The organism is Gordonia ajococcus (assembly GCF_012974285.1).
GTDB lineage: Bacteria > Actinomycetota > Actinomycetes > Mycobacteriales > Mycobacteriaceae > Gordonia > Gordonia amicalis.
This window is the reverse complement of sequence record NZ_CP052884.1, coordinates 368,769-390,344: the sequence shown is the minus strand read 5'-3', so window position 1 is coordinate 390,344 and position 21,576 is coordinate 368,769. Positions and strand designations below refer to the sequence as shown.

Annotated in this window: 21 protein-coding genes and 3 pseudogenes; 11 read left to right on the top strand and 13 right to left on the bottom strand. The window is 67.6% G+C overall.

All coding sequences use genetic code 11. From position 1 onward, the window contains the following. Nucleotides 1-36 precede the first annotated feature (36 nt). Nucleotides 37-859: pseudogene (locus tag GAA2_RS01685) on the bottom strand (MlaE family ABC transporter permease). Between the two features lie 484 nt (nucleotides 860-1,343). Between GAA2_RS01685 and GAA2_RS01680 the strand changes: the two are divergent. From GAA2_RS01680 to GAA2_RS01665, 4 genes are all read left to right on the top strand, one after another. Continuing rightward, nucleotides 1,344-1,664, top strand: a complete 321-nt coding sequence (locus GAA2_RS01680; RefSeq protein ID WP_006435146.1) for a putative quinol monooxygenase — start codon at nucleotides 1,344-1,346, stop codon at nucleotides 1,662-1,664. Nucleotides 1,665-1,856: 192 nt separating this feature from the next. Next, entirely contained in the window at nucleotides 1,857-3,050 is a 1,194-nt protein-coding gene (locus tag GAA2_RS01675) for a thiolase family protein (protein WP_159405423.1), read from the top strand. Further along, nucleotides 3,043-3,708 (top strand): TetR/AcrR family transcriptional regulator, encoded by a 666-nt coding sequence (locus GAA2_RS01670; protein WP_006435148.1) that lies wholly within the window; start codon nucleotides 3,043-3,045, stop codon nucleotides 3,706-3,708. Before GAA2_RS01675 ends, GAA2_RS01670 begins: the two co-directional genes overlap by 8 nt. Nucleotides 3,709-3,744: 36 nt before the next feature. Next, a complete protein-coding gene (locus GAA2_RS01665; protein WP_024499595.1) occupies nucleotides 3,745-4,896 on the top strand; it encodes an acyl-CoA dehydrogenase family protein in 1,152 nt (383 codons plus the stop codon). Between the two features lie 64 nt (nucleotides 4,897-4,960). Here GAA2_RS01665 and GAA2_RS01660 read toward each other — a convergent pair. Further along, nucleotides 4,961-5,314 (bottom strand): annotated as a pseudogene (locus GAA2_RS01660) (LysR substrate-binding domain-containing protein); the annotation flags it as partial. A gap of 141 nt (nucleotides 5,315-5,455) precedes the next feature. Here GAA2_RS01660 and GAA2_RS01655 point away from each other — a divergent pair. Then, complete coding sequence (locus GAA2_RS01655; RefSeq protein WP_191834672.1) at nucleotides 5,456-6,694, top strand: IS256 family transposase; 1,239 nt, start codon at nucleotides 5,456-5,458, stop codon at nucleotides 6,692-6,694. Nucleotides 6,695-6,771: 77 nt separating this feature from the next. Here GAA2_RS01655 and GAA2_RS01650 read toward each other — a convergent pair. Then, nucleotides 6,772-7,305 (bottom strand): annotated as a pseudogene (locus GAA2_RS01650) (LysR family transcriptional regulator); the annotation flags it as partial. A 72-nt stretch (nucleotides 7,306-7,377) separates the two neighbouring features. On the opposite strand from GAA2_RS01650, the gene trxA reads away from it, so the two are divergent. Together trxA and GAA2_RS01640 are read left to right on the top strand one after the other, a co-directional pair. After that, the gene (gene trxA, locus GAA2_RS01645) at nucleotides 7,378-7,740 is read left to right on the top strand and encodes a thioredoxin (protein ID WP_159405425.1); all 363 of its coding nucleotides are present in this window, start codon (nucleotides 7,378-7,380) and stop codon (nucleotides 7,738-7,740) included. Nucleotides 7,741-7,842: 102 nt separating this feature from the next. Next, entirely contained in the window at nucleotides 7,843-8,847 is a 1,005-nt protein-coding gene (locus GAA2_RS01640) for an EamA family transporter (RefSeq protein ID WP_236577665.1), read from the top strand. Here the strand turns inward: GAA2_RS01640 and GAA2_RS01635 are convergent. Beyond that, the gene (locus GAA2_RS01635; RefSeq protein WP_159405426.1) at nucleotides 8,826-9,920 is read right to left on the bottom strand and encodes an alpha/beta hydrolase; all 1,095 of its coding nucleotides are present in this window, start codon (nucleotides 9,918-9,920) and stop codon (nucleotides 8,826-8,828) included. The genes GAA2_RS01640 and GAA2_RS01635 overlap by 22 nt on opposite strands. Nucleotides 9,921-9,995: 75 nt before the next feature. Between GAA2_RS01635 and GAA2_RS01630 the strand changes: the two genes are divergently transcribed. After that, a complete protein-coding gene (locus GAA2_RS01630) occupies nucleotides 9,996-11,297 on the top strand; it encodes a MurT ligase domain-containing protein (RefSeq protein ID WP_159405427.1) in 1,302 nt (433 codons plus the stop codon). Further along, nucleotides 11,294-12,016, top strand: a complete 723-nt coding sequence (locus tag GAA2_RS01625; RefSeq protein WP_159405428.1) for a type 1 glutamine amidotransferase — start codon at nucleotides 11,294-11,296, stop codon at nucleotides 12,014-12,016. Before GAA2_RS01630 ends, GAA2_RS01625 begins: the two co-directional genes overlap by 4 nt. Before the next feature lie 10 nt (nucleotides 12,017-12,026). Here the strand turns inward: GAA2_RS01625 and GAA2_RS01620 are convergent, their stop codons facing one another. From GAA2_RS01620 to GAA2_RS01585, 8 genes are all read right to left on the bottom strand, one after another. Next, complete coding sequence (locus GAA2_RS01620; RefSeq protein ID WP_006435156.1) at nucleotides 12,027-12,752, bottom strand: uracil-DNA glycosylase; 726 nt, start codon at nucleotides 12,750-12,752, stop codon at nucleotides 12,027-12,029. Nucleotides 12,753-12,785: 33 nt separating this feature from the next. Then, nucleotides 12,786-13,346: a uridine kinase gene (locus GAA2_RS01615; RefSeq protein ID WP_096272846.1), complete on the bottom strand. Its 561-nt coding sequence runs from the start codon at nucleotides 13,344-13,346 to the stop codon at nucleotides 12,786-12,788. After that, nucleotides 13,343-14,917: an alpha/beta fold hydrolase gene (locus GAA2_RS01610; protein WP_236577671.1), complete on the bottom strand. Its 1,575-nt coding sequence runs from the start codon at nucleotides 14,915-14,917 to the stop codon at nucleotides 13,343-13,345. The genes GAA2_RS01615 and GAA2_RS01610 overlap by 4 nt, the downstream gene beginning before the upstream one ends. Nucleotides 14,918-15,039: 122 nt before the next feature. Continuing rightward, the gene (gene recR / locus GAA2_RS01605) at nucleotides 15,040-15,651 is read right to left on the bottom strand and encodes a recombination mediator RecR (protein WP_006435159.1); all 612 of its coding nucleotides are present in this window, start codon (nucleotides 15,649-15,651) and stop codon (nucleotides 15,040-15,042) included. A gap of 51 nt (nucleotides 15,652-15,702) precedes the next feature. Then, nucleotides 15,703-16,119, bottom strand: a complete 417-nt coding sequence (locus GAA2_RS01600; RefSeq protein WP_174324705.1) for a YbaB/EbfC family nucleoid-associated protein — start codon at nucleotides 16,117-16,119, stop codon at nucleotides 15,703-15,705. Next, entirely contained in the window at nucleotides 16,097-16,426 is a 330-nt protein-coding gene (locus GAA2_RS01595) for a hypothetical protein (protein ID WP_006435161.1), read from the bottom strand. Before GAA2_RS01595 ends, GAA2_RS01600 begins: the two co-directional genes overlap by 23 nt. Before the next feature lie 162 nt (nucleotides 16,427-16,588). Next, on the bottom strand, nucleotides 16,589-17,485 hold the full coding sequence (locus GAA2_RS01590; protein WP_191834966.1) for a pseudouridine synthase: 897 nt from the start codon (nucleotides 17,483-17,485) through the stop codon (nucleotides 16,589-16,591). Nucleotides 17,486-17,559: 74 nt separating this feature from the next. Continuing rightward, nucleotides 17,560-17,997, bottom strand: a complete 438-nt coding sequence (locus GAA2_RS01585; protein ID WP_006435163.1) for an SRPBCC family protein — start codon at nucleotides 17,995-17,997, stop codon at nucleotides 17,560-17,562. 80 nt (nucleotides 17,998-18,077) lie between these two features. On the opposite strand from GAA2_RS01585, the gene GAA2_RS01580 reads away from it, so the two are divergent. Together GAA2_RS01580 and GAA2_RS01575 are read left to right on the top strand one after the other, a co-directional pair. After that, the gene (locus GAA2_RS01580; protein WP_159405449.1) at nucleotides 18,078-19,460 is read left to right on the top strand and encodes an FAD-binding oxidoreductase; all 1,383 of its coding nucleotides are present in this window, start codon (nucleotides 18,078-18,080) and stop codon (nucleotides 19,458-19,460) included. Next, entirely contained in the window at nucleotides 19,457-20,779 is a 1,323-nt protein-coding gene (locus GAA2_RS01575) for a class I SAM-dependent methyltransferase (RefSeq protein WP_159405430.1), read from the top strand. The genes GAA2_RS01580 and GAA2_RS01575 overlap by 4 nt, the downstream gene beginning before the upstream one ends. 60 nt (nucleotides 20,780-20,839) lie before the next feature. Here GAA2_RS01575 and GAA2_RS01570 read toward each other — a convergent pair whose 3' ends face one another. Continuing rightward, nucleotides 20,840-21,565 (bottom strand): M15 family metallopeptidase, encoded by a 726-nt coding sequence (locus tag GAA2_RS01570; protein WP_159405431.1) that lies wholly within the window; start codon nucleotides 21,563-21,565, stop codon nucleotides 20,840-20,842. Nucleotides 21,566-21,576 lie beyond the last annotated feature (11 nt).

Genomic DNA, 21,576 nt, shown 5'->3' with positions numbered 1-21,576 from the left:
CGACCCAACACTTCTTCGCGGCATCACTTGTACCCGTCAGAGGAATCGAATGGGAACGAACATCATGGTCAGCTGGGTCAGCGCGAGGTTGATGACGACGCAGGCCAGGATGCCCAGCACGACTGCGGCATTCACGCTGTCGGCGACACCCTTGGGCCCGCCCTTCGCCTCCAGCCCGCGGTGGCAGGCGATGGCCGCCACGACGAAACCGAAGACCACCGCCTTGCCGAGGCAGATCAGCAGGTCAGTGATCGACGCGAAGCTGCCGAACGACAACCGGTACGAGCCGGGTGCGACGCCCTGACCCAGGGCGGCAACGGCAAAGCTGGAGAGAATGCTCATCAAGATCACGAGCACCGAGAGCGCCGGCGCCACCACCGACATCGCCACGAGGCGTGGTGCGACGAGACGCTGGTGAGGGTCGATGCCCATGGTGCGCAGGGCGTCGATCTCGTCGCGAATCGTCCTGGCGCCCAGGTCCGAGGCGATGGCGGAACCGCCGGCTCCGCCGACGAGCAGTGCCGTGGCCAGCGGCGCGATCTGCTGCATGACCCCCATACCGCCGACGGCGCCGGCCATCGAATTGGCGCCGACGTTGGACGCGACGCTGCCGATCTGGACCGCGATCACGACCCCCATCGGGATGGAGATGAGGATCGCCGGCCAGAGTGAGACCGACACGAAGAACCAGCCCTGAACGAGACTCTCGCGCAGGGGGAATCGGCCGGTCATCGATCTCGGCAACGGCAATCGCCGACGACCGCGTCGTCATCCGGATCAGTCGGCCGAACGTGCGGACCGATCCGAGCACATAGGTGACGGGACCCGAACGCGCGACCCCGATGCTCGCAGTGCTCACGACACCCCCGTCAACTGCGCTCCGACACTCCCCCCGGCCACGAAATGTGACCGAACGCACGAAGCATAGGGAGCCGGGATCCTGCCGGGCAAGCCTGATAAGTCACGTGCCACAAGATTCGGGCCCCGAAACTGACCGTCGAGTAGATAGGACCGCGCACACGTTCGAACCGCCTTGGCCGCACGGTTTTTCAGCGGCCGCAGCACCTGGCCTGCGGGTTCACTCCGACCCCAGACTCTCGCCGCCGTCCAAATCCGACATCACGCGTAGTCACATCGAACCCTCGACTGTGTTCTCGGTCTCATTTCCCGACGGCGGCCCGTTCGGCTCACCTCGGCAGGTCCCGGGAGTGCCGTCGTGCGGTCCGGCGACGCGACATGGGGCATCGAATGCGAGCTCGGCGAAACCGCCACGCGAACCTGCGACACTCCCCTAACGTCACGACCTACCCCCATCCCCACCCCCATCCATAGGAGACTCACCCATGTCCGAAGTGATCGTCGTCGCCACCATCTCGCCCAAGGCCGGCGAGGAGCAGGCCGTCCGCGATGCTGTTCTGGCCGCCATCCCCCAGGTGCACGGCGAACCCGGCTGCGGGAAGTACGCACTGCACGAGGCGACGGGCGACTCGACCGATCTCGTGATGATCGAACGCTGGGAGTCGTTCGAGGCACTGTCGACGCACGGCAGCGCACCGGCGCTGACCGAACTCGGCAAGAAGATCGGCCCGCTGCTGGCCGGCCCGCTCGACGTGAAGACGTTCAGCGCCGTTCCCGCTGGTGACGCGGACAAGGGCGCCATCTGACACCCTGACGCGACAACGCCCTCGCCCGAATCCACTCGGGCGAGGGCGCCTGAACCTCTCGAATCCCCGGCGCCTTGTTGATTCAGCGGACAGGCACGTGCTAGACCGGTATAACGATCGTTAGATAAAGTAACCGGCGCCATGCGGTGCTCGGTCACGTCCGCGACACCACATGCTCGAGAGGAAACCTTCATGCCCGAAGCCGTCATCGTCGACGTAGTCCGCCTCGCATCCGGAAAGGGCAAGCCCGGTGGCGCCCTGTCGGAGACCAAGCCGGTCGAACTGCTCGCCCACGTGCTGCGCTCGCTCGTCGAGCGCAACGACATCGACCCGGCCATCGTCGACGACGTGATCGGCGGCTGCGTCGGCCAGGCGGGCGAGCAGGCGCTCAACATCTCGCGTACCGCACTGCTGTCGGCCGGTTTCCCGGAGTCCGTCCCGGCGACCACCGTCGACCGCCAGTGCGGATCGAGCCAGCAGGCCGCCCACTTCGCCGCACAGGGCATCATCGCCGGCGCCTACGACGTCGTCATCGCCGCCGGCGTCGAGTCGATGAGCCGCGTGCCCATGGGCTTCTCCACCGCCGGCCGCAGCCCGTACGGTCCGAGCATCGAGGCCCGTTACCCGGAAGGCCTTGTCAACCAGGGTATTTCGGCCGAACTGGTGGCCGCGAAGTGGAAGTTCGACCGCGAGGCACTCGACACCTTCGCCGCGCAGTCCCACCAGCGCGCCGCTGCCGCCGCTGCCGATGGCTTCTTCGATCGCGAGATCCTGCCCATCGACGTGGTCAACGCCGCGGGTGAGACGTTCACGCACAAGGTCGACGAGACCGTGCGCGCCTCCACCACCGCCGAGGGACTGACCGGGCTCAAGTCGTCGTTCTACAACGAGGATCTGGCCAAGCGGTTCCCGGAGATCAACTGGCACATCACCCCGGGCAACTCCTCGCCGCTCACCGACGGCGCATCCGGTGCCCTCATCATGAGCGACACGATGGCGTCGAAGCTGGGCCTGACCCCGCGCGCCCGTTTCCACTCGTTCTCGGTCGCCGGCGACGACCCGATCTTCATGCTGACCGCACCCATCCCGGCCACCCACAAGATCCTCCAGCGTTCGGGGCTGTCCATCGAGGACATCGACGCCTACGAGGTCAACGAGGCGTTCGCGTCGGTCCCGATGGCCTGGGCCCAGGAGTTCGGCGCCGATCCCGCCAAGCTGAACCCGCGCGGCGGTGCCATCGCCCTGGGTCACGCACTCGGTTCGTCGGGCACCCGCCTGCTGGGCACCCTGGTCAACCACCTGGAGGCAACCGGCGGCCGCTACGGCCTGCAGACCATGTGCGAAGGCGCCGGCATGGCCAACGCCACCATCATCGAACGTGTCTGAGGCAGCCAAAACCGCTGCTGCCAAACGGTTCACGATCGACACCGAGGGACACGACTGGCGGCGGCGCGAACCCGTGCCGCTGCCGTCGACCCTCGTCGCGGCGAAGCACGCGTTCTACGAGCGCGGGTTTCACGGGACCTCGATCCGCGACATCGCCTCGCGGGCCGGGGTCTCCCTGCCGACGCTCTACTACCACCACGACAACAAACTCGGCATCCTCGTGGAGTTGCTCGAAGCGGCGATGACCTCGGTCCTCGCCTGGGTCGGAGCAGCCATCGAGGAGGGACGTACGCCGAGCGAGAAGCTGTCGAACGCGATCGAGTCCATCGTCCTGCACATGACCAGCGACCTCGAGCTGGCCAGTGTCGCAAGCGAGTTCCGTCATCTCGACCCGGAGGACCCGCGCCGCGAGCCCTACATCGCGATGCGGACCGAGACCGAGACCATGCTCGCCGACGTCATCCAGGCGGGCCTGGAATCGGGCGAGTTCCGGTTCGACCAGGACGTCAAGGACGTCCTGCGCTACCTGTTCGGCGCCTGCCAGGCGGTGACCACCTGGTACCGCCCGTCCGGTGCGCGGACACCCGCCGAGGTCGCGGCGTCCTACGCCCTGATCGCGCTGCGGGTCGTCGGCGCGCAGGGCACGAACGACGACTGACACATCCATCGCAGACTCACGAAAGGGAGAAAAGCCATGAAACGCACCATCTTCGAAGCCGAACACGAGGCCCTGCGGGAAACCGCGCGTCAGTTCCTGATCCGCGAGTGCCTCCCCTACAACGACGAATGGACCAAGGCCGGTCAGGTCGACCGTGAGATCTTCAAGAAGGCCGGCGACGCAGGCCTCCTGGGCTTCAACATCCCGGAGGAGTACGGCGGCGGTGGCGCGATGGACGACTTCCGCTTCAATGCGGTCGTCGTCGAGGAGTTCGCCAAGTTCGACGGCGCAGCTCCCGGCCTCAGCCTCCAGAACGACGTCGTCGCACCGTACTTCGTCCACCTGGCCAACGACGAGCAGAAGAAGCGCTGGATGCCGGGTATCGCCACCGGTGAGACGATTCTCGCCGTCGCGATGACCGAGCCGGGCGCCGGTTCCGACCTCGCCGGCATCAAGACCTCGGCGAAGCTGGACGGCGACCACTACGTCCTCAACGGCAACAAGACCTTCATCTCGTCGGGCATCAACTCCGACCTCGTGGTCGTGGTGTGCCGCACCAACCCGGACCCCGAGGCCGGCCACAAGGCGTTCTCGCTCCTCGTCGTCGAGCGCGGCATGGAAGGCTTCGAGCGCGGTCGCAAGCTCGACAAGATGGGCCTCAAGGCGCAGGACACCGCCGAGCTGCACTTCAACAACGTGCGCGTCCCGGTCGAGAACCTACTCGGCCAGGAAGGCATGGGCTTCTACCACCTCATGCAGAACCTGCCCTCCGAGCGTCTGTCGATCGGCATCGGTGCGATCGCCGGCGCCCGCGCCATCTTCGACGAGACCCTGCAGTACACCAAGGACCGCAAGGCATTCGGCCGTCCCATCGGCACCTTCCAGGCGAACCGCTTCACGCTCGCCGAGATGGCCACCGAGCTGGACATCGCCGAGGTCTACATCGACCGCTGCCTGCAGGGCGTGCTCGACGGTGAGCTGAACGCCGTCGACGCCTCCAAGAACAAGTGGTGGTGCACCGAGCTCGCCAAGCGCGTCATCGACAGCTGCCTCCAGCTGCACGGCGGCTACGGCTACATGAACGAGTACCGCGTGGCCCGCGCCTACACCGATGCCCGCATCCAGACGATCTTCGGTGGCACCACCGAGATCATGAAGGACATCGTCGGCAAGAGCCTGGGCGTCTGACCCCGAGAGCACGGACGAAGGCCGGTGGCTCACGCGAGAAGCGTGGGCCACCGGCCTTTGTCGATCACTGACCGTGTTCGGCGCCCGCGGCCATCAGAAGTTCGACGACCTGCGCGACCGCGGTTCGGGCGCGCGGCCGCACCAAGGCCTCGTACACCCGTGCCGCCCGAACTCCCTTGAGTTCCAGCCGCTTCACGCCCGGGTGACGAACCGCGAACCGCGGCATCAACGCGATCCCATGACCTCCGGCGACGAGCGCCTCGATGGTGGTGAAGTCCAGCATGCGTTGCGTCACCCGGGGCGCGACACCGGTCACCGCCGAGATCGACTGCAGCACATCGTCGACCGGGAAACCCTCGACGCTGATCCAATCGTGTTCGGCGAGCTCGGACACCGCCACCTCGTCGGCCTCGGCGAGGGTGAGTCCCCTGGTGTGGTGGGGTTTCGGGGCTGGGGTGAGGCCGTCACGTTGCGTGTCGGTGCCCCTGTTGAGGCGGGCCATCGCGTAGTGGTCAGTGAGTTACCTACCCAGTGACTCAACAGAAGGACACACGACGCGATGACCCACGATCATTCTGCCTTGCTCGCCCAGCTCGATGCACTTACGGCCGCTGATTCCGGCGCGGTGTTCGCCGAGTTGATCCGAGCGGGCCTACAAGCCCTGATCGAGGCCGAGGCCAGCGAGAAAATCGGTGCCGGCCGCTATGAGCGTTCCGCGGAACGCTCGACTCACCGTAACGGCCACCGCACCAAGACCGTGTCAACGACCTCGGGTGATGTCGAGGTCAAGATCCCCAAGCTACGATCCGGGTCGTTCTTCCCGAGCCTGCTCGAACGACGCAGACGCATCGACAAAGCACTGCACGCAGTGGTGATGGAGGCCTACGTCCACGGCGTGTCCACGCGCTCGGTCGATGACCTCGTCAACGCCCTCGGCGTGTCCTCGGGCATCTCCAAGTCCGAAGTCTCCCGCATCTGCGCCGGCCTCGACCAGGAAGTGGCCGCGTTCCGCGAGCGCTCGCTGACCCACACCGAGTTCCCGTACGTGTTCGCCGATGCCACTTTCTGCAAGGTTCGCGTCGGTGCCCACGTGGTGTCGCAAGCGTTGGTCGTGGCGACGGGAGTGTCGATCGACGGCACCCGTGAAGTGTTGGGTACCGCAGTCGGCGACTCGGAGTCCTTCGAGTTCTGGCGTGAATTCCTCGCCTCCCTCAAAGCGCGGGGTCTGTCTGGGGTGCATCTGGTCATCTCCGATGCCCACGCCGGATTGAAAGCCGCTGTGGCCCAACAGTTCACCGGCTCATCGTGGCAGCGATGCCGGGTTCACTTCATGCGGAACCTGCACGGTGCGGTGTCAGCAAAACAGGCACCCGTGGTGACCGCGGCGGTCAAGACCATCTTCGCTCACACCGAGCCCGCCGAGGTCGCCGCGCAGTGGGACCAGGTCGCCGACACCCTGGAATCGTCGTTCCCGAAGGTGGCGGCGATGATGGCCGATGCCAAACCCGACGTGCTCGCGTTCACCGCGTTCCCACGCGCGCACTGGCAGAAGATCTGGTCCAACAACCCCATCGAACGGCTCAACAAGGAGATCAAACGCCGTGCCGATGTCGTCGAGATCTTCCCCAACCCCGCCGCGTTCCTGCGGTTGGCGACCGCGGTCGTGATCGAGGCCCACGACGAGTGGCAAGTCACCCGCCGCTACCTCTCCGACATCAGCATGGCCGAACTTCGCAAAGTCATCGCCGCCAAACATCAAGCCACCGAAACAGTCGACGAAACACGCCAAATCGCCTAACATTCACCACGACTCGTTGATCACAACGCGTGGCTCACGCCGGTCCGAAGTCCACCACCCCAAGGGGCGCTATCCTCGGCGAGCGGACTGTCGACGGGGACGATGACGTCGACCGGTTCACGCATCAGCTCGGCGACCCGCACCCGAGACCGGTTGACGGCGGGTGCCCGTTCGTCCCGGTGGGTCACGACGATGTCGAAGTCCGCAAGAGCCGGAGCTGCACCCGGGTATCCGACGTCGAGGTGAAAGGCGTGCACCTCGATCCCGGACTCGGTGGCGCGATCGAGGACGGTCGGCAACAGCAGCGTCGAGCCCGACGGGAACATCGCCAGCCGCACGCGAGCCCGGCCCGACCGATACGACGCCATCTCTTCCTGGGCCCGCTCGACGGCGGCGATCACCTCGTCGGCCCGCAGCACCAGCGCGCGGCCCGCCTCGGTCAGCCGGATGCGCCGCCCGTCGGGTTCGAACAGCGGCACGCCGGCCTCGTCGGCGAGGACCTTGAGTTGCTGCGAGACCGCCGACGGCGTCATGTGCATCGCGTCGGCGACCGCACCGATCGACTCACGATCGGCAAACTCACGCAGCAACCGCAGCCGGCGGACCTCCATGCGCCAAAGGTACCGATACTCGACCGAACCACCCTGTGGAATGTCTCCACCACCGAAACGGTTGTTGTGACCATGGCATCACAAGACGTAACCATCGAAACCTTCGAAGACACCATCTCCAAGGACGGCATCGTCCTGCTCGACTTCTGGGCGAGCTGGTGTGGACCGTGCCGCATGTTCGCCCCGGTCTTCGAGAAGGCGTCGGAAGCCCATTCCGACATCTTCTTCGGCAAGATCGACACCGAGGCACAGCAGCAGCTCGCCGGAAGCCTTGGCATTCAATCGATTCCGACGCTGATGGCGTTCCGCGACGGCATCCTCGTGTTCAACCAGCCGGGCGCGCTGCCCGCTGCACAGCTCGAGGAACTGATCGGCGCGGTCGAGGCGCTCGACATGGACGACGTCCGGGCGAAGGTCGCAGCCGCTCAGAAGTGACGGGCTGAGCTCGACCCCCGGATGGATTGTTCAGTAGATCTGAACAATCCATCCGTTTAAATTCGATTGTCCTTCATCACCACGCCTCGGACGATGGTGTGCATGTCCACTCGTGACCGGTTGCTCGCCCTCGGCGTCGTGTTCTTGTGGGGACTAAATTTCGTCGCGATCCACCTCAGTCTCGAGCACTTTCCGCCGTTCTTCCTGGCTGCGCTCCGTTTCGCGGTCATGGCGATCCCGGTCGCCCTGTTCGTCCGGTTCCCGAAGGTCCGCCTCAAGTGGTTCCTGGTCTACGTGGCGGGCTTCGGAACCGTGCAGTTCATGTTCCTGTTCCTGGCGATGACCCTGGGTATGCCGGCCGGGCTCGCCTCGCTGGTGCTGCAGACATCGGCGCCCTTCACGGTGATCCTGGGGGTGCTGTTCCTGCGTGAGCGGATGACGTTCGCCCAGGTCGTGGGCCTTCTGGTCGCCGTCGGCGGCATGGGCCTGATCGCCGTCGACCGCGCCACCGGCAGCGATATCGGTGTGGCCGCCCTCCTCCCCATCGGTCTCACCATCCTGGGTGGCCTCAGCTGGGCGATCGGCAACATCGGCGGGCGCCTGGCCCAGCCCGACGACTCGTTCCGCATGACACTGTGGATGGCCGTCGTCGCGACCCCGCCGCTGTACCTGGCGAGCCTGATCATCGAAGGCCCGGCCGCGGGCTTCGACTCACTGATGGCGATCGGCACCGAGACAGGGCTACGTGCGCTCGGCGGACTCGTCTACCTGGCCGTCTTCGGCACCCTCGTCGGCGCCGGCCTGTGGACCATGCTCCTGAGCCGCAACGACGCCAGCAGGGTGTCGCCGATGTCGCTGCTCGTGCCCGTCGTCGGCATCAGCGCATCCTTCGCCTTCCTCGGCGAGGTTCCGACGGTCGGCGAGATCGTCGGAGCGGTGATCGTCGTCAGCGGTTGCGCGGTCGGCGTGATGGCGCGCCCGCGGTCGCGCAGGCGTCACCGAGCACCAGCCGTGGCCACGGTCACGCGCACTGCATCGGAAGGCGATGCCGACCACGCGTGCGTCGGGGCGATCGCGCCCGGACGTCAGCCGGCGATCGACTGCTGATCCGCCGGCGGAGCCCCGTCGAGTGCTCGCCGGACCTCCGCACACATCCGGTCCACCGCCGCGCGGGCGCCCGGGCTGATCAGGGTCATGTTGACGAACCCGTGGATCATCGAACCCTCCCGCCGCAGCGTGACGGGGACCCCTGCTTCCTCGAGCCGTTTCGCGTAGGCGAGGCCCTCGTCGCGCAACGGGTCGAAGCCGGCGACGATGACATGTGCCGGCGGCAGTCCGCCGAGGTCGTCGGCGAGCAGTGGCGAACAGCGCGGGTCGCTGCGCTGTTCGAGGTCGGGGACGTAGTGGTCGTTGAACCACTCGATACCGTCCGTGGTCAGGAAGAACCCGGTCGCGAACTCACGTCGCGACGGGGTCTGCGCGGAGAGATCGGTGACGGGGTAGATGAGCAGCTGGAAGACCGGCGTCACCGGTTCGTCCCGGACCAGCCGGGCCACCACGGTGGCCAGGTTCCCGCCCGCACTGTCACCGGCGACGACGATGCGCCGCGGATCGAGCCCCCACCGGGGAGCAACGTCGACGGCGAAGTGCCAGGCCGCCACCGCGTCCTCCACCCCACCGGGAAACGGATGCTCCGGCGCGAGCCGGTACTCGACCGACAGGACGTCGAGTCCCGTGCCGTGGGCGAGACGGCGCACGAAGGTGTCGTGGCTGATGCGGCTGCCGGTGACGAATCCGCCGCCGTGGAAGTAGACGAGCAGCCCGCCCGACTCGGTCGACGACCGGTACCGCGTGGCCGGGATCGGACCGGCGGGACCGTCGATGACGAGGTCTTCCTCCACCGCCATGGGCGGCAGGTTCTCGGCCATCGACGCACCACTCTCGTCGGTCGCCGAACGCGACCGGGCGACCTCACCCTGGAACGGATCCAAGCCGGGAACGTGTTGATTCGCCCAGCCGATCGCGGCGAGCTCGGGCGCAACCCGCTCGCCATCGGAGTTGACCGACGCCCGCCGCCCGAGCGCCGACAGTGCGGCGCCGGGAATCCTCCCCGCGGCCAGCAGCACGCCACGCTGGATTCGTGCGGGCAGGGACAAACGCAGATAAGTGTCGCGGCTCACAGTCGCAGAGCCTACTTGCTGGTCGCCGGTCGGCACGAGCAACCCGAAGATCGACCCTGTGGAACACTCGTGACCATGCCCGACCGTCCATCGTCCGCCGGATCCGTATCTCCCCGGAGCAACCGCGTGCCCGCCCGCACCTCGGTCGCGCTGGTCGCGGCTGCGGCCGCCCGCTGGGCATCGCGTACCGCGGGACGCGGCAAGGGTTCGATGATCGGCGGACTCGTCGCCGCCAAGATCGATCCCGACATCATGCGTCGTCTCGCGGCCGGCAAGCACACCGCGATCATCACCGGCACCAACGGCAAGTCGACGACCACGCGGATGACCGCCGCGGCGATGGCCGAACTCGGCGAGGTCGCCACTCAGGCCGACGGCGCCAACATGGACGCCGGCATCATCGCCACCCTCACGCTCAGCCGCACCGCGCCGCTGTGTGCACTCGAGGTCGACGAACTCCACGTGCCCCACGTCAGCGATGCGGTGGACCCCGAGGTGCTGGTCCTGCTGAACCTGTCGCGCGACCAGCTCGACCGGGTCGGCGAGATCAACATGATCGAACGACGGCTCCGCGAGGGCATCGCCCGCCATCCCTCGACCACGGTCATCGCCAACTGCGACGACGTGCTGGTGACCTCCGCTGCCTTCGACGCCCCCGACGTGGTGTGGGTGGCCGCCGGCGCCGGCTGGGTCGGCGACTCGGTGAGCTGTCCCCGCACCGGCGAACCGATCGTGCGGTCCGGTGAGGGCTGGCAGTCGACCGGCGACGAGAACTTCCGTCGGCCCACGCCCGACTGGTGGTTCGACGACGAGAACATCTACGGGCCCGACGGTTTCTCCGCCCCCATGACCCTCGCCGTCCCCGGCCGGGCCAATCGTGGCAACGCGACGCAGGCGGTGGCGGCCGCCGTCGCGATGGGAGCCGACCCGGGCAAGGCCGCCGCCGCGGTCGGAACCGTCGGCGAGGTCGCCGGGCGCTACGGCATCCACCAGATCGGAAACCATTCCGTCCGAACACTTCTCGCGAAGAACCCGGCGGGCTGGCAGGAGGCCTTGTCGATGATCGACCAGGACGCCGACGGCCTGGTGATCGCGGTGAACGGCCAGGTTCCCGACGGCGAGGATCTCTCCTGGCTGTGGGACGTGCGGTTCGAGACGTTCGAGACGATGCAGGTGGTGGCCGCCGGCGAGCGGGCCGCCGACCTGTCGGTGCGTCTGCTCTACGCGGGCGCCGAGCACACCACGATCCCCGATCCGATGGCCGCGATCGCCTCGTGCCCACCGGGGCGGGTCGAAGTGCTCGCCAACTACACCGCGTTCCGCGATCTGGGGATCGCCATGGAACGTGCGGAACGTGCACGGAGGGCCGAACAGTGAGCGAGTCGACGCTGCGCATCGGGCTGGTCCTGCCCGACGTCATGGGCACCTACGGCGACAGCGGCAACGCCCTCGTCCTCAAGCGCCGCGCGATCATGCGCGGCATCGACGCCGAAGTCGTGCACATCACGCTCGACGACCCGGTTCCCGATTCGCTGGACATCTACACCCTCGGTGGCGCCGAGGATTACGCCCAGCGCCTGGCGACCCGGCACCTGGCCCGCTATCCCGGCCTGCAGCAGGCCGCCGCGGCGGGCCGCCCGGTCCTGGCGATCTGTGCCGCCATCCAGGTACTCGGCCACTGGTACGAGACCTCGGCGGGCGAACGCGTCGACGGCATCTCGCTGTTCGACCTGACGACGGCGCCGCAGGCGAAACGCAGCATCGGTGAGCTGATCACCGAACCGACTCTGGCTGCGCTCACCCAGCCGCTCACCGGATTCGAGAACCACCGCGGCGGAAGCACACTGGGCTCAGACGCCGCACCTCTCGGTCGGGTCAAACACGGCGTCGGCAACGGCGTCGGCGACGGCACCGAGGGCGTCGTGCAGGGCAGCGTGATCGGCACCTACATGCACGGTCCGGCGCTGGCCCGCAACCCGGAGCTCGCCGATTACCTCCTCGCAACCGCGATGGGCGTCGAATCGCTTGCGCCGCTAGACCTCCCCGAGGTCAGCCGGCTGCGCAAGGAGCGCCTCGCCGCCGGGCGGCGACGGTAGGAGAACAAGCTCACTGCCCCAGAGCGATCCCCGCCGACTTTGCCGCCCGCTGCAACACCTCGACGAGCATGTCGACGGTCAGCCGCCCGGTGAAGGTGTTGTGCTGGCTCACGTGGTAGCACCCGAACACCTCGAGTGTCGCGTCGCCGCGGGTCAGGATCGTCGACGCCCCGTGCCCGAACTTCGGTGCCGGACGTGGCACCGTCCAGCCGAGCGCACCGAATGTGCGCAGTGCCGACTGCCAACCGAAAACGCCGAGCGTGATCACCGAACGCACTGTCGGAGAGAGCAGTTCGAGCTCGCCGTGCAACCAGTACGAACACCGGTCCCGTTCCTCTACGGTCGGTTTGTTCTGCGGCGGAGCGCAATGCACGGGTGCGGTGATCCGCGTACCGAACAGCTCCAGCCCGTCATCCATCGCCGCCGAATGCGGTTGACTCACCAGGCCGGCGAGATACATTGCGGAGAACAGGAAATCGCCGCTCTGGTCGCCGGTGAACATCCGGCCGGTGCGGTTGCCGCCGTGTGCGGCAGGTGCGAGTCCGACGATCAGCAACCGCGCGTCGGCCGGTCCGAGGCCGGGCACCGGACGTCCCCAGTACTCCTGGTCGGAGAACGCGCGACGCTTCTCCCGGGCCACCTGTTCACGCCACTCGACGAGCCGCGGGCATGCGCGACAGTCGATCAGGTGCGCATCGAGTTCCGCGAGATCGCGGAACCGCCGTCGAGTGTCCATATCCGACAGTAACCGCGAGCCGCGACCGGCCGGTCAGTCCAGTACGACGCACCGTTCGCGGGTGCGGTCGACGGCGAACCAGCCTCGTTCGAACTCCTGCCACTGCCGCAGGTGTGCCCGCGACTCCTCGCCGTCCCGCGCGACGGCCCGCTCCAGGCGCTCCGCCTCGGTTCCGCCGTCGAGCCACAGGGCACGAGTCAGTCGGTCGGCGATGCGACGCCGCGCCGACGAGACGCCTTCGATGATCAGTAGTGGCTGCCATTCGATCCACACCTGCGGGCCCGGCGTCGCACGGCCGTCGCGCCAGACCCGAGGACGGTAGCGGTAGTCGCGGCGTCGGACGAAGGAATGCAGGACATCGGCCTCCAGCTCGGGCCACCACGCGACCGGGTCGTCCCAGGTCGCGAAGTCGTCGGTGCGCACCAGCGTCACGCCGACCCCGCGGTCGCGCAACCGGGCGACCAGCAGATCCGCGACCGTCGACTTCCCGGCGCCCGACGGCCCGTCTATCGCGACGATCCCCGAGTCGAGACCCGCAGCGAGCTCGGCGAGACGCGCGCCGACCTCGGGCGCGACGCGGTCGGGTACCGTCACCAAGCCGTCGCGCCCACGGTCAGGCTCGGCGGGAACCGGGTCAGCGACGCCGTGATCGGCGCCTCCGGAACCCGGGTCACCGCCGTCCGTCCGGTCCTCAGGTATCCGGCGATCGCGGCGTCGAGTGGCCGATTCCCGCGGCCGAGCTGGGCGTGGTCGCCTCCGCCGACGGTGATCAGGTGGCTGCCCATCCGGCGTTGCATGACCAGACTTCCGCGGTACGGCGTCTGCGGGTCCCCGACGCTCTGGATCTGCAACGGCCGTACGGCGAGTCCCCGATCCCTGATCCGGATCGGACGGGCGACCGGGGGTGCTCCGGCACAGGCCATCCCCGAACGGTAGACGAGTCCCGGCGCCTCGAACGGGTCGGCGGTGACGTAGCCGGTGATGAACGCCGAAAGGCTCATCGACGGATCCGCGGGCACCTGGTTCTCGTTGCACAGGACGGCCGCCTGCATGTCCTGTGAGACCGTCGCCGCTTCGAGGACCGCGGGCGAGGGCTTGGCGAACTCCCCGGGGGCGCCGGCCGTCAACATCGCGATGACCGGCCAGAAGTTCCGATCGGGCGCGAACGCCCGCGTCAAGACCAGAAGTCCCGAATTCGCTTGCACCGAACCAGGTGTCAGCAGCGTCGCGACGAAGTTCTCGAACCGTGCACGCGCATCCGCGGTCAGGTCGGTTCCGGCGATGTACTGTTCGGCGATGGCGCGGAGCCCCGGCGGAACGTCCCCGACCTGCGCCGGCGGCGCGACCAGCGACGGCGGGACACCCGCCTCGGCGCTGACGCGATTGCTCCACTTCCGGTACACGGCGAGCGGAGTGGTTCCCAGATGGTAGACGTGGTCGTGGCGGGCGATCCACGCCATCATGGCGTGGACACGGGCCTTGTAGCCGGGGGTCTGTACATCGAGCAGGCTGTTCCACACGACGCCCGGATCGAATCCGGAATCGAGGACCATGCGGTCCACCCGCTGGGGGAACAGCGTGGCGTAGGTCGCGAAGAGCAATGTCCCGTACGAGACCCCGTACAGACTGATCTTGGTCTCGCCCAGCCGGCGGCGAACCACCTCGATGTCACGCGCGGTGTTCTCCGTCGTCAGGGTCGCCCCCAGACCGGGCGTCCGCCGCGCACACCGCTCGCGATTGAGTTTTCCTGCGGCGGTGAGGATTTCGGATTCCGCGCCGGTGAGCGGAGCGCACTTCAGCGGCGTGCCCGACACCAGGCCGCGCGGTTGCACGGCGACGAGATCCCATTGGTCGCGCACCTCGGCCGGCGGATGCAACTGGCTGAACATCGCGATCCCGTCGCCGCCGGGGCCTCCCGGATTCCCCATCAGGACACCGCGGCGTTGCGCCGGATCGCGGGCTGGGACGCGACTCACCAGGAGCTCGATCGTGGGCCCGTTCGGCTGGGCGTGATCCAGCGGGACCTCGACCGCGGCACACCGGACGCTCGACGGAACACCGTGAACGGCGGGACATGAGGTCCATTCCAGCTCGGGTACCGCAGCCCCGGCGGAAGGCACGGCCCGTGCCGTGTCCAGCAGGCCGATGGCGGCGATCGCGGCCATCCCCGCCGCGATCACCCGGATTCGTTGACGCCCCCGCTTCAGCGATATCACCTCCCGACCTTAGCCGGGGTCACGCAACACGCCCCGCGTGCGGTCCTCAGGCCAGAATCCGGCGGCGGTCCTCAGGCCAGAATCCGGCGACCGGACAGCGCCCGGCCGAGCGTCAGTTCGTCGGCGAACTCGAGATCGCCGCCCATCGGCAGACCCGACGCCAGCCGTGTCACCGACAGCCCGGGGAAGTCTTTGAGCATGCGCTGCAGGTAGGTGGCGGTCGCCTCGCCCTCGGTGTTGGGGTCGGTCGCGACGATCACCTCGCTGACGTCGACTCCGTCCTCCTGATTGGCGAGCCGCCGCAGCAGCTCACGAATGCGCAGCTGGTCGGGTCCGATCCCGGACAACGGGTCGAGCGCACCGCCGAGCACGTGGTAGCGACCGGTGAACTCCTTGGTCCGCTCGATCGCGTGGACGTCCTTGGGTTCTTCGACGACACAGATCTTGGTGGCGTCGCGTCGGGAATCCGAGCAGATCCGGCACAGGCGATTCGCCGACACGTTGCCGCATTCGGCGCAGAAGACGACGTCGTCGCGGACGCGTCCGAGTGCGGCGATCAGTCGGTCGATGTCGGACTTCTCCCCGGCGAGCAGGTGGAAGGCGATCCGCTGCGCACCTTTCGGACCGAGACCCGGCTGCTTGGCCAGTTCGTCGATCAGATCCTGGATCGGTCCTTCATACATCGTGTGCCCGGGTTCTCTGGTGTCGTGGGGAGGATCGCGCGGCGGGCGCGATCAGCCGCCGAGCCCGGGGATACCGCCGCCGAGGCCTCCGGCCAGCGGACCCATCTTCTCCGTGGTGAGCTGCTCACGCTTCTGCGACAGGTCGGCGAGCGCGCCCAGCAACAGATCCTGCAGGGTCTCCACGTCTTCGGGGTCGACGACCTTGGGGTCGATGGACACCGCGGTCACCTCACCGGTGCCGTTGCCGGTCACGGTGACCAGGCCGTTGCCCGCGCTTCCGACGATCTCCGCCGCGGCGATCTCGTTCTGTGCGGACAGGAGCTTCTCCTGCATCTGCTGCGCCTGGGCCAGCAGTCCCGCCATCGGGTTCTCGCCGCCCTGGCCGCCGCCGAACAATGCGCTGGGATCGAATGGTTGCGTCACGCCGTCCAGGGTAGCCCCCGGGTCAGCGCAACAATCGATCGACATGCGCGGCGATGTCGTCGACGGTCACCTCGTCGACCGGGCTGATCTCGAAGGACAGCACCTCGTCCCCGAACAGTCGGCTTGCCCGGCGGGTCAGCGAGAACTCGAAACGGTCGTCCACGCGCCGCCACTCGACGATGCCGCCGTAGACGGGCGCGCTCGCCCCGGTCGTGACGCAGTGTTCGTCGGCGCGCGGTCCGCCGGTGAGATCGCGCTGGATCTGGAAACAGGCCAGCGACTCGTCGTCGATGAAGACGACGGCTTCACATCCCAGGTCGGGGTGTCGCTCATACGACGCTCGAATCGTCACGGTGGCCAGGGTAGATGCTCACGTGCACCCGTAGCCATCCACCGAAAGCGCCCCCCGAGATGCGCCCTCTGGAAGTCCGGCACGGACGATATGTCGCCGGCGTCCTGCTGAAGGGCGGATTTCGGGCGCGGATTTCGGGGCCGGATTTCGGGGGTATCGAGGTCAGTCCGACCACACCGAGCGTCGGCTCTCGAACCGGCGCGGCGTGCCGTCGAGCGGATCGGTGAACTCCAGGACGTGCGCGACCAGCCGCAGCGGGGACGTGAAGTCCCCGTGGTCGGGTCGTTCCGCCAGCTCCGGGCGGACATCGGGATACAGCGGATCGTCGACGATGGGGACGCCCAGCGAGGACATGTGCAGCCGCAGCTGATGGGTACGTCCCGTGTGCGGCACCAACCGGTACACGCCACCCCGGTCGGTCTGTTCGACGAGGGTGATGTCGCTGATGGCGTTGACCGGACCGTCGACGACGCGCGCCCGCAGGTCACCGGCCGTTTTCTCGATACGGTCGCGCACGGTGACGGTGCCGGAGAGCGCCTCGTCGACCGGCGCGAGCGCGCGATACTCCTTGCGCGCCTGCCTCGACGCGAAGAGGTCCTGGTAAGCAGCCCGGACCTCTGGTCGCAAGGTGAAGAGCAGGATGCCGGCGGTGAGGCGGTCGAGACGGTGGGCCGGCGAGATCGTGTCGCTGTCCAACTCGCGCCGGAGTCGCACCAGAGCGGTCTGCGTCACGTGACGACCCCGCGGCATGGTCGCCAGGAAGTGCGGCTTGTCCACGACGACGATGTTGTCGTCGCGGTAGAGCACCGGGACGTCGAAGGGGATCGGGACCTCGTCGGGGAGATCGCGGTACAGGTAGAGCGAGACGTTCACCCGCGACGGCGCGTCGAGGTCGACGGGTTGGCCGCCGGCGTCGACGATCTCACCCGCGGCGGCGCGCGCCCGCAGTTCCGCGGCGCCGAGGCCCGCGAGACTCGGGGACGCGAGGAGCGCTTCGCCGACGGTGGATTCGGGCCCCGACCGCAAGACCACCCGCGTCGAGTCGACGCCGTCCCTGATCGGAAGCGGCGAGGGTCGGGCCCGGCCCCTCCTGCGCGGGGTCAGTTCTCTGCGCCTGTCAGTTCTCTGCGCTGTCAGTTCTCGAGGCGCTTCTTGAGGTTGCCGAGCACCTCGGCCTGAATGCGGTTGAGTCCCTTGGGCGCGAAGGTCTTCTCGAAGAAGCCGCCGATGCCGCCGGCACCGTTCCAGGTGGTGGTGGTCGTGACGCGCGAACCGCTGCCCGACGGGGCGACCTTGTAGGTCGTCACCATGGTGGAGTTGGCGTCGCGCTCGGTGACGGTGTCCGGGGTGACGCTGACGGTCGCCTGCACGTCGCGCTGCCGCTTCGAGGTGGCCTGGAGAATCCAGTGCACGACGGTGCCGTCGCCGTTACCGCCGCTGATGACCTTGTAGTCGCGGTACTGCGCCGGGAGGATCGCCGGACGCACGTCGTCGTAATCGGCGAGCGCCCCGATGACGGCGTCCGGAGCGGCGGTGATGTCGATCGATTGTGATGCGGAAACCTGACCCACGATGGACACTCCTCAGGACGAAACGATTGGCGGGCGAACTGATCAAGTCCTAGGCTAACCGGGTGAGCTCTGGGCTGGAGATGGGGGGACAGGCATTTGACCAGGGGGTGTCCACCCTACTGGCCAGCTATCGTGCCATTCCTCCGAACGCGACCGTGCGCCTTGCGAAGAAGACGTCCAACCTCTTCCGCAAACGCGCAGCCAATCCACATCCCGGACTGGACGTCTCCGGACTCGACCGGGTGATCTCGGTCGACCCCGACGCCCGAACCGCCGACGTCGCCGGGATGTGCACCTACGAAAACCTCGTCGCGGCGACCCTGCCCTATGGTCTGGCGCCCCTGGTGGTCCCCCAACTCAAGACGATCACCCTCGGCGGCGCGGTGACCGGCCTCGGCATCGAGAGCACCTCCTTCCGTTCCGGACTCCCGCACGAGTCGGTGTCGGAGATCGACATCCTGACCGGTGACGGTGAGATCATCACCGCCACACCCACCAACGAACATGCCGATCTGTTCTTCGGCTTCCCGAACTCCTATGGCACGCTGGGCTATTCGGTCCAACTGCGCATCGAGCTGGAACCGGTGAAGCCCTACGTCGCGCTGCGCCACGTGCGGTTCACCTCCGTCGCCGAGCTGCAGTCGACGATGGAGACGATCGTCACCGACAAGACATACGACGGCGAGCACGTCGACTACCTCGACGGAGTCGTGTTCTCCGCCAACGAGTCCTACCTCACAGTCGGACGCCAGACCGACGAGGAGGGCGCGGTCAGCGACTACACCGGGATGGACATCTACTACCGCTCCGTCCAGAGCAAGACCACCGACCGTCTCACCATCCACGACTACCTGTGGCGCTGGGACACCGACTGGTTCTGGTGCTCGCGCGCTTTCGGTGCGCAGAACCCGAAGATCCGCCGCTGGTGGCCGAAGCGCTACCTGCGCAGCAGCTTCTACTGGAAGCTGATCGCGCTCGACCAGCGCTACGACATCGGCGACCGGCTCAACGCGCGCAAGGGACTTCCGCCGGGTGAACGCGTCGTGCAGGACATCGAGGTGCCGATCGAGCGCACCACCGAGTACGTCGAGTGGTTCCTGGACAACATCCCGATCGAGCCGATCTGGTTGTGCCCGCTGCGTCTCCGCGAACCCGCCCTGCCCGGCTCGGACCCGGTCCGCCCGTGGCCGCTGTACCCGCTCGAACCGCAACGCACCTACGTCAACGTCGGCTTCTGGTCGGCCGTGCCGGTCACCCCGGGCGATCCCGGGCACACCAACAAGATCATCGAACGCAAGGTCGCCGAACTCGACGGCCACAAATCGCTGTACTCGGAAAGTTTCTACGAGCCGGACGAGTTCGACGAACTCTACGGCGGTGAGAGTTATCGGCTCCTGAAGAAGCGGTACGACCCCCGCGGCCGTCTTCTGGACCTCTATTCGAAAGCGGTGAAACGCCAATGACGACATTCAAAGACAGCGCACCCGCCGGTGCGGATCCCCACACCTGGAAAATGTCCTTGTCCGAGATCTTCGAGACCCTCCTCGGCGGCAACCTGTCGATTCGGATCTCGGCATACGACGGCAGCAGCGCCGGCCCGGCAGACGCCCAGTACGGCCTCAACCTGAAGACGCCGCGCGGCACCACCTACCTCGTCACCGCACCCGGTGACCTCGGCCTGGCCCGCGCCTACATCGCCGGCGACCTCGAACTCGTCGGCGCGCATCCCGGCGACCCCTACCCCGCACTCAAGGCTCTCGCGAGCGACCTGGACTTCCACCGCCCCTCGCCGCTGGTCCTGGCGCAGATCGCACGATCGCTCGGTATCGAGCACTTCAAGCCGATCGCCCCGCCCCCGCAGGAGGCCGTGCCGCGCTGGCGTCGCTTCGCCGAAGGCCTGCGGCACAGCAAGGCTCGTGACGCCGAGGTCATCCACTACCACTACGACGTGTCGAACGCCTTCTACGAGTGGGTCCTCGGCCCCTCGATGACCTACACGTGTGCGGTCTACCCCGACCACGACGCGTCGCTGGAGATTGCGCAGGACAACAAGTATCGCCTCATCTTCGAGAAGCTGCGCCTCAAGCCGGGCGACCGGCTGCTCGACATCGGGTGCGGCTGGGGCGGAATGGTCCGCTACGCCGCCAAGCGCGGCGTTCACGCCATCGGCGCCACGCTGTCGGCCGAGCAGGCCGAGTGGGCGCAGAAGGCCATCGTCGACGAGGGCCTCACCGACCTGGCCGAGGTGCGCCACAGCGATTACCGCGACGTCACCGAGTCCGGCTTCGACGCGGTGTCGTCGATCGGTCTGACCGAGCACATCGGTGTCAGCAACTACCCGGCCTACTTCGGTTTCATGCGTGACAAGCTGCGTCCGGGCGGAATGCTGTTGAACCACTGCATCACCCGGCCCGACAACGCCAGCCGCAGCAGGGCGGGTTCGTTCATCGACCGCTATGTGTTCCCCGACGGCGAACTCACCGGGTCGGGCAAGATCATCTCCAAGCTCCAGGACATCGGCGGCATGGAGGTCATCCACGAGGAGAACTTCCGCGAGCACTACGCGATGACCCTCCGGGACTGGAACGCCAACCTCGTCGAGCACTGGGACGAGGCTGTCGCCGAGGTCGGTGAGGGCACCGCCCGCCTGTGGGGCCTGTACATGGCGGGCTGCCGGATCGGCTTCAACCGCAACATCATCCAGCTCCACCACGTGCTGGCGACCAAGCTCGACGACCACGGTGGACACCAGGTCCCGCTGCGGCCGTGGTGGGACGCCTGAGTCCCTTCGACCAAACGAAACCCCGTCGGACCACCGGCGGGGTTTCGTCGTTCGAAGGTCTCAGGTGAGGGGGACGTCGATGATCGGCCGGCGGACGTCCGCGCCCGGTCCGTCGAAGTGCCACCATTCGCCGGAGTAGACGCTCAGTCCCCCGGCGGCCATCGCCCGGCGCAGCCCAGCCCGCGCGGCCTGCGCAGACACCGAAACCCCTTGCGTCGCAAATGCGGTCGCGCGTGGAGTGAACGAGTCGAAGTCGGTGCCCATGTCGATACGGCAGAGGTCGCCGACCTTACGCGGAGCCGGACAGCTCGGGTTGCGGACCGCCAGCGTGACGTCGACCGAGCGCCCGGATTCGTGGCTGGTCGAATAGGGGCCGGGTGCCGCGACCCACGCCGGATCGGGCACTTTCCGGAACATGCGCTGCTGCACCGAATGCGGCCGATAGCAGTCCCAGAACACCAGGGTCTCGCCACGGGCCCGCAGCCTCTGGGCCGCGGTCCGCAGGCCCGGAGCCATCGACTCATGGACCAGACAGCGGGCGTTGCGCGGGTACAGCTGCTCACCGACGAAGTTGTCGGTGGTCGCGTACCGCAGATCCAGCACCGCGTCCGCGACGACGGTCTTCACGTCCACCAGTCCGAGGGAACGCGCCTGTTGGTCGACGGTCTGCCGTGGCGTCGACGGCGATCCGTTGGGTGCCGCTTCGGCACCGGCCATCGACAGCATGAGAGCCACCGTCGCCGCAGCCGGCGTCATGACCAGACGTAGAACCGATCGCAATCGCATGTCTGCGTTCT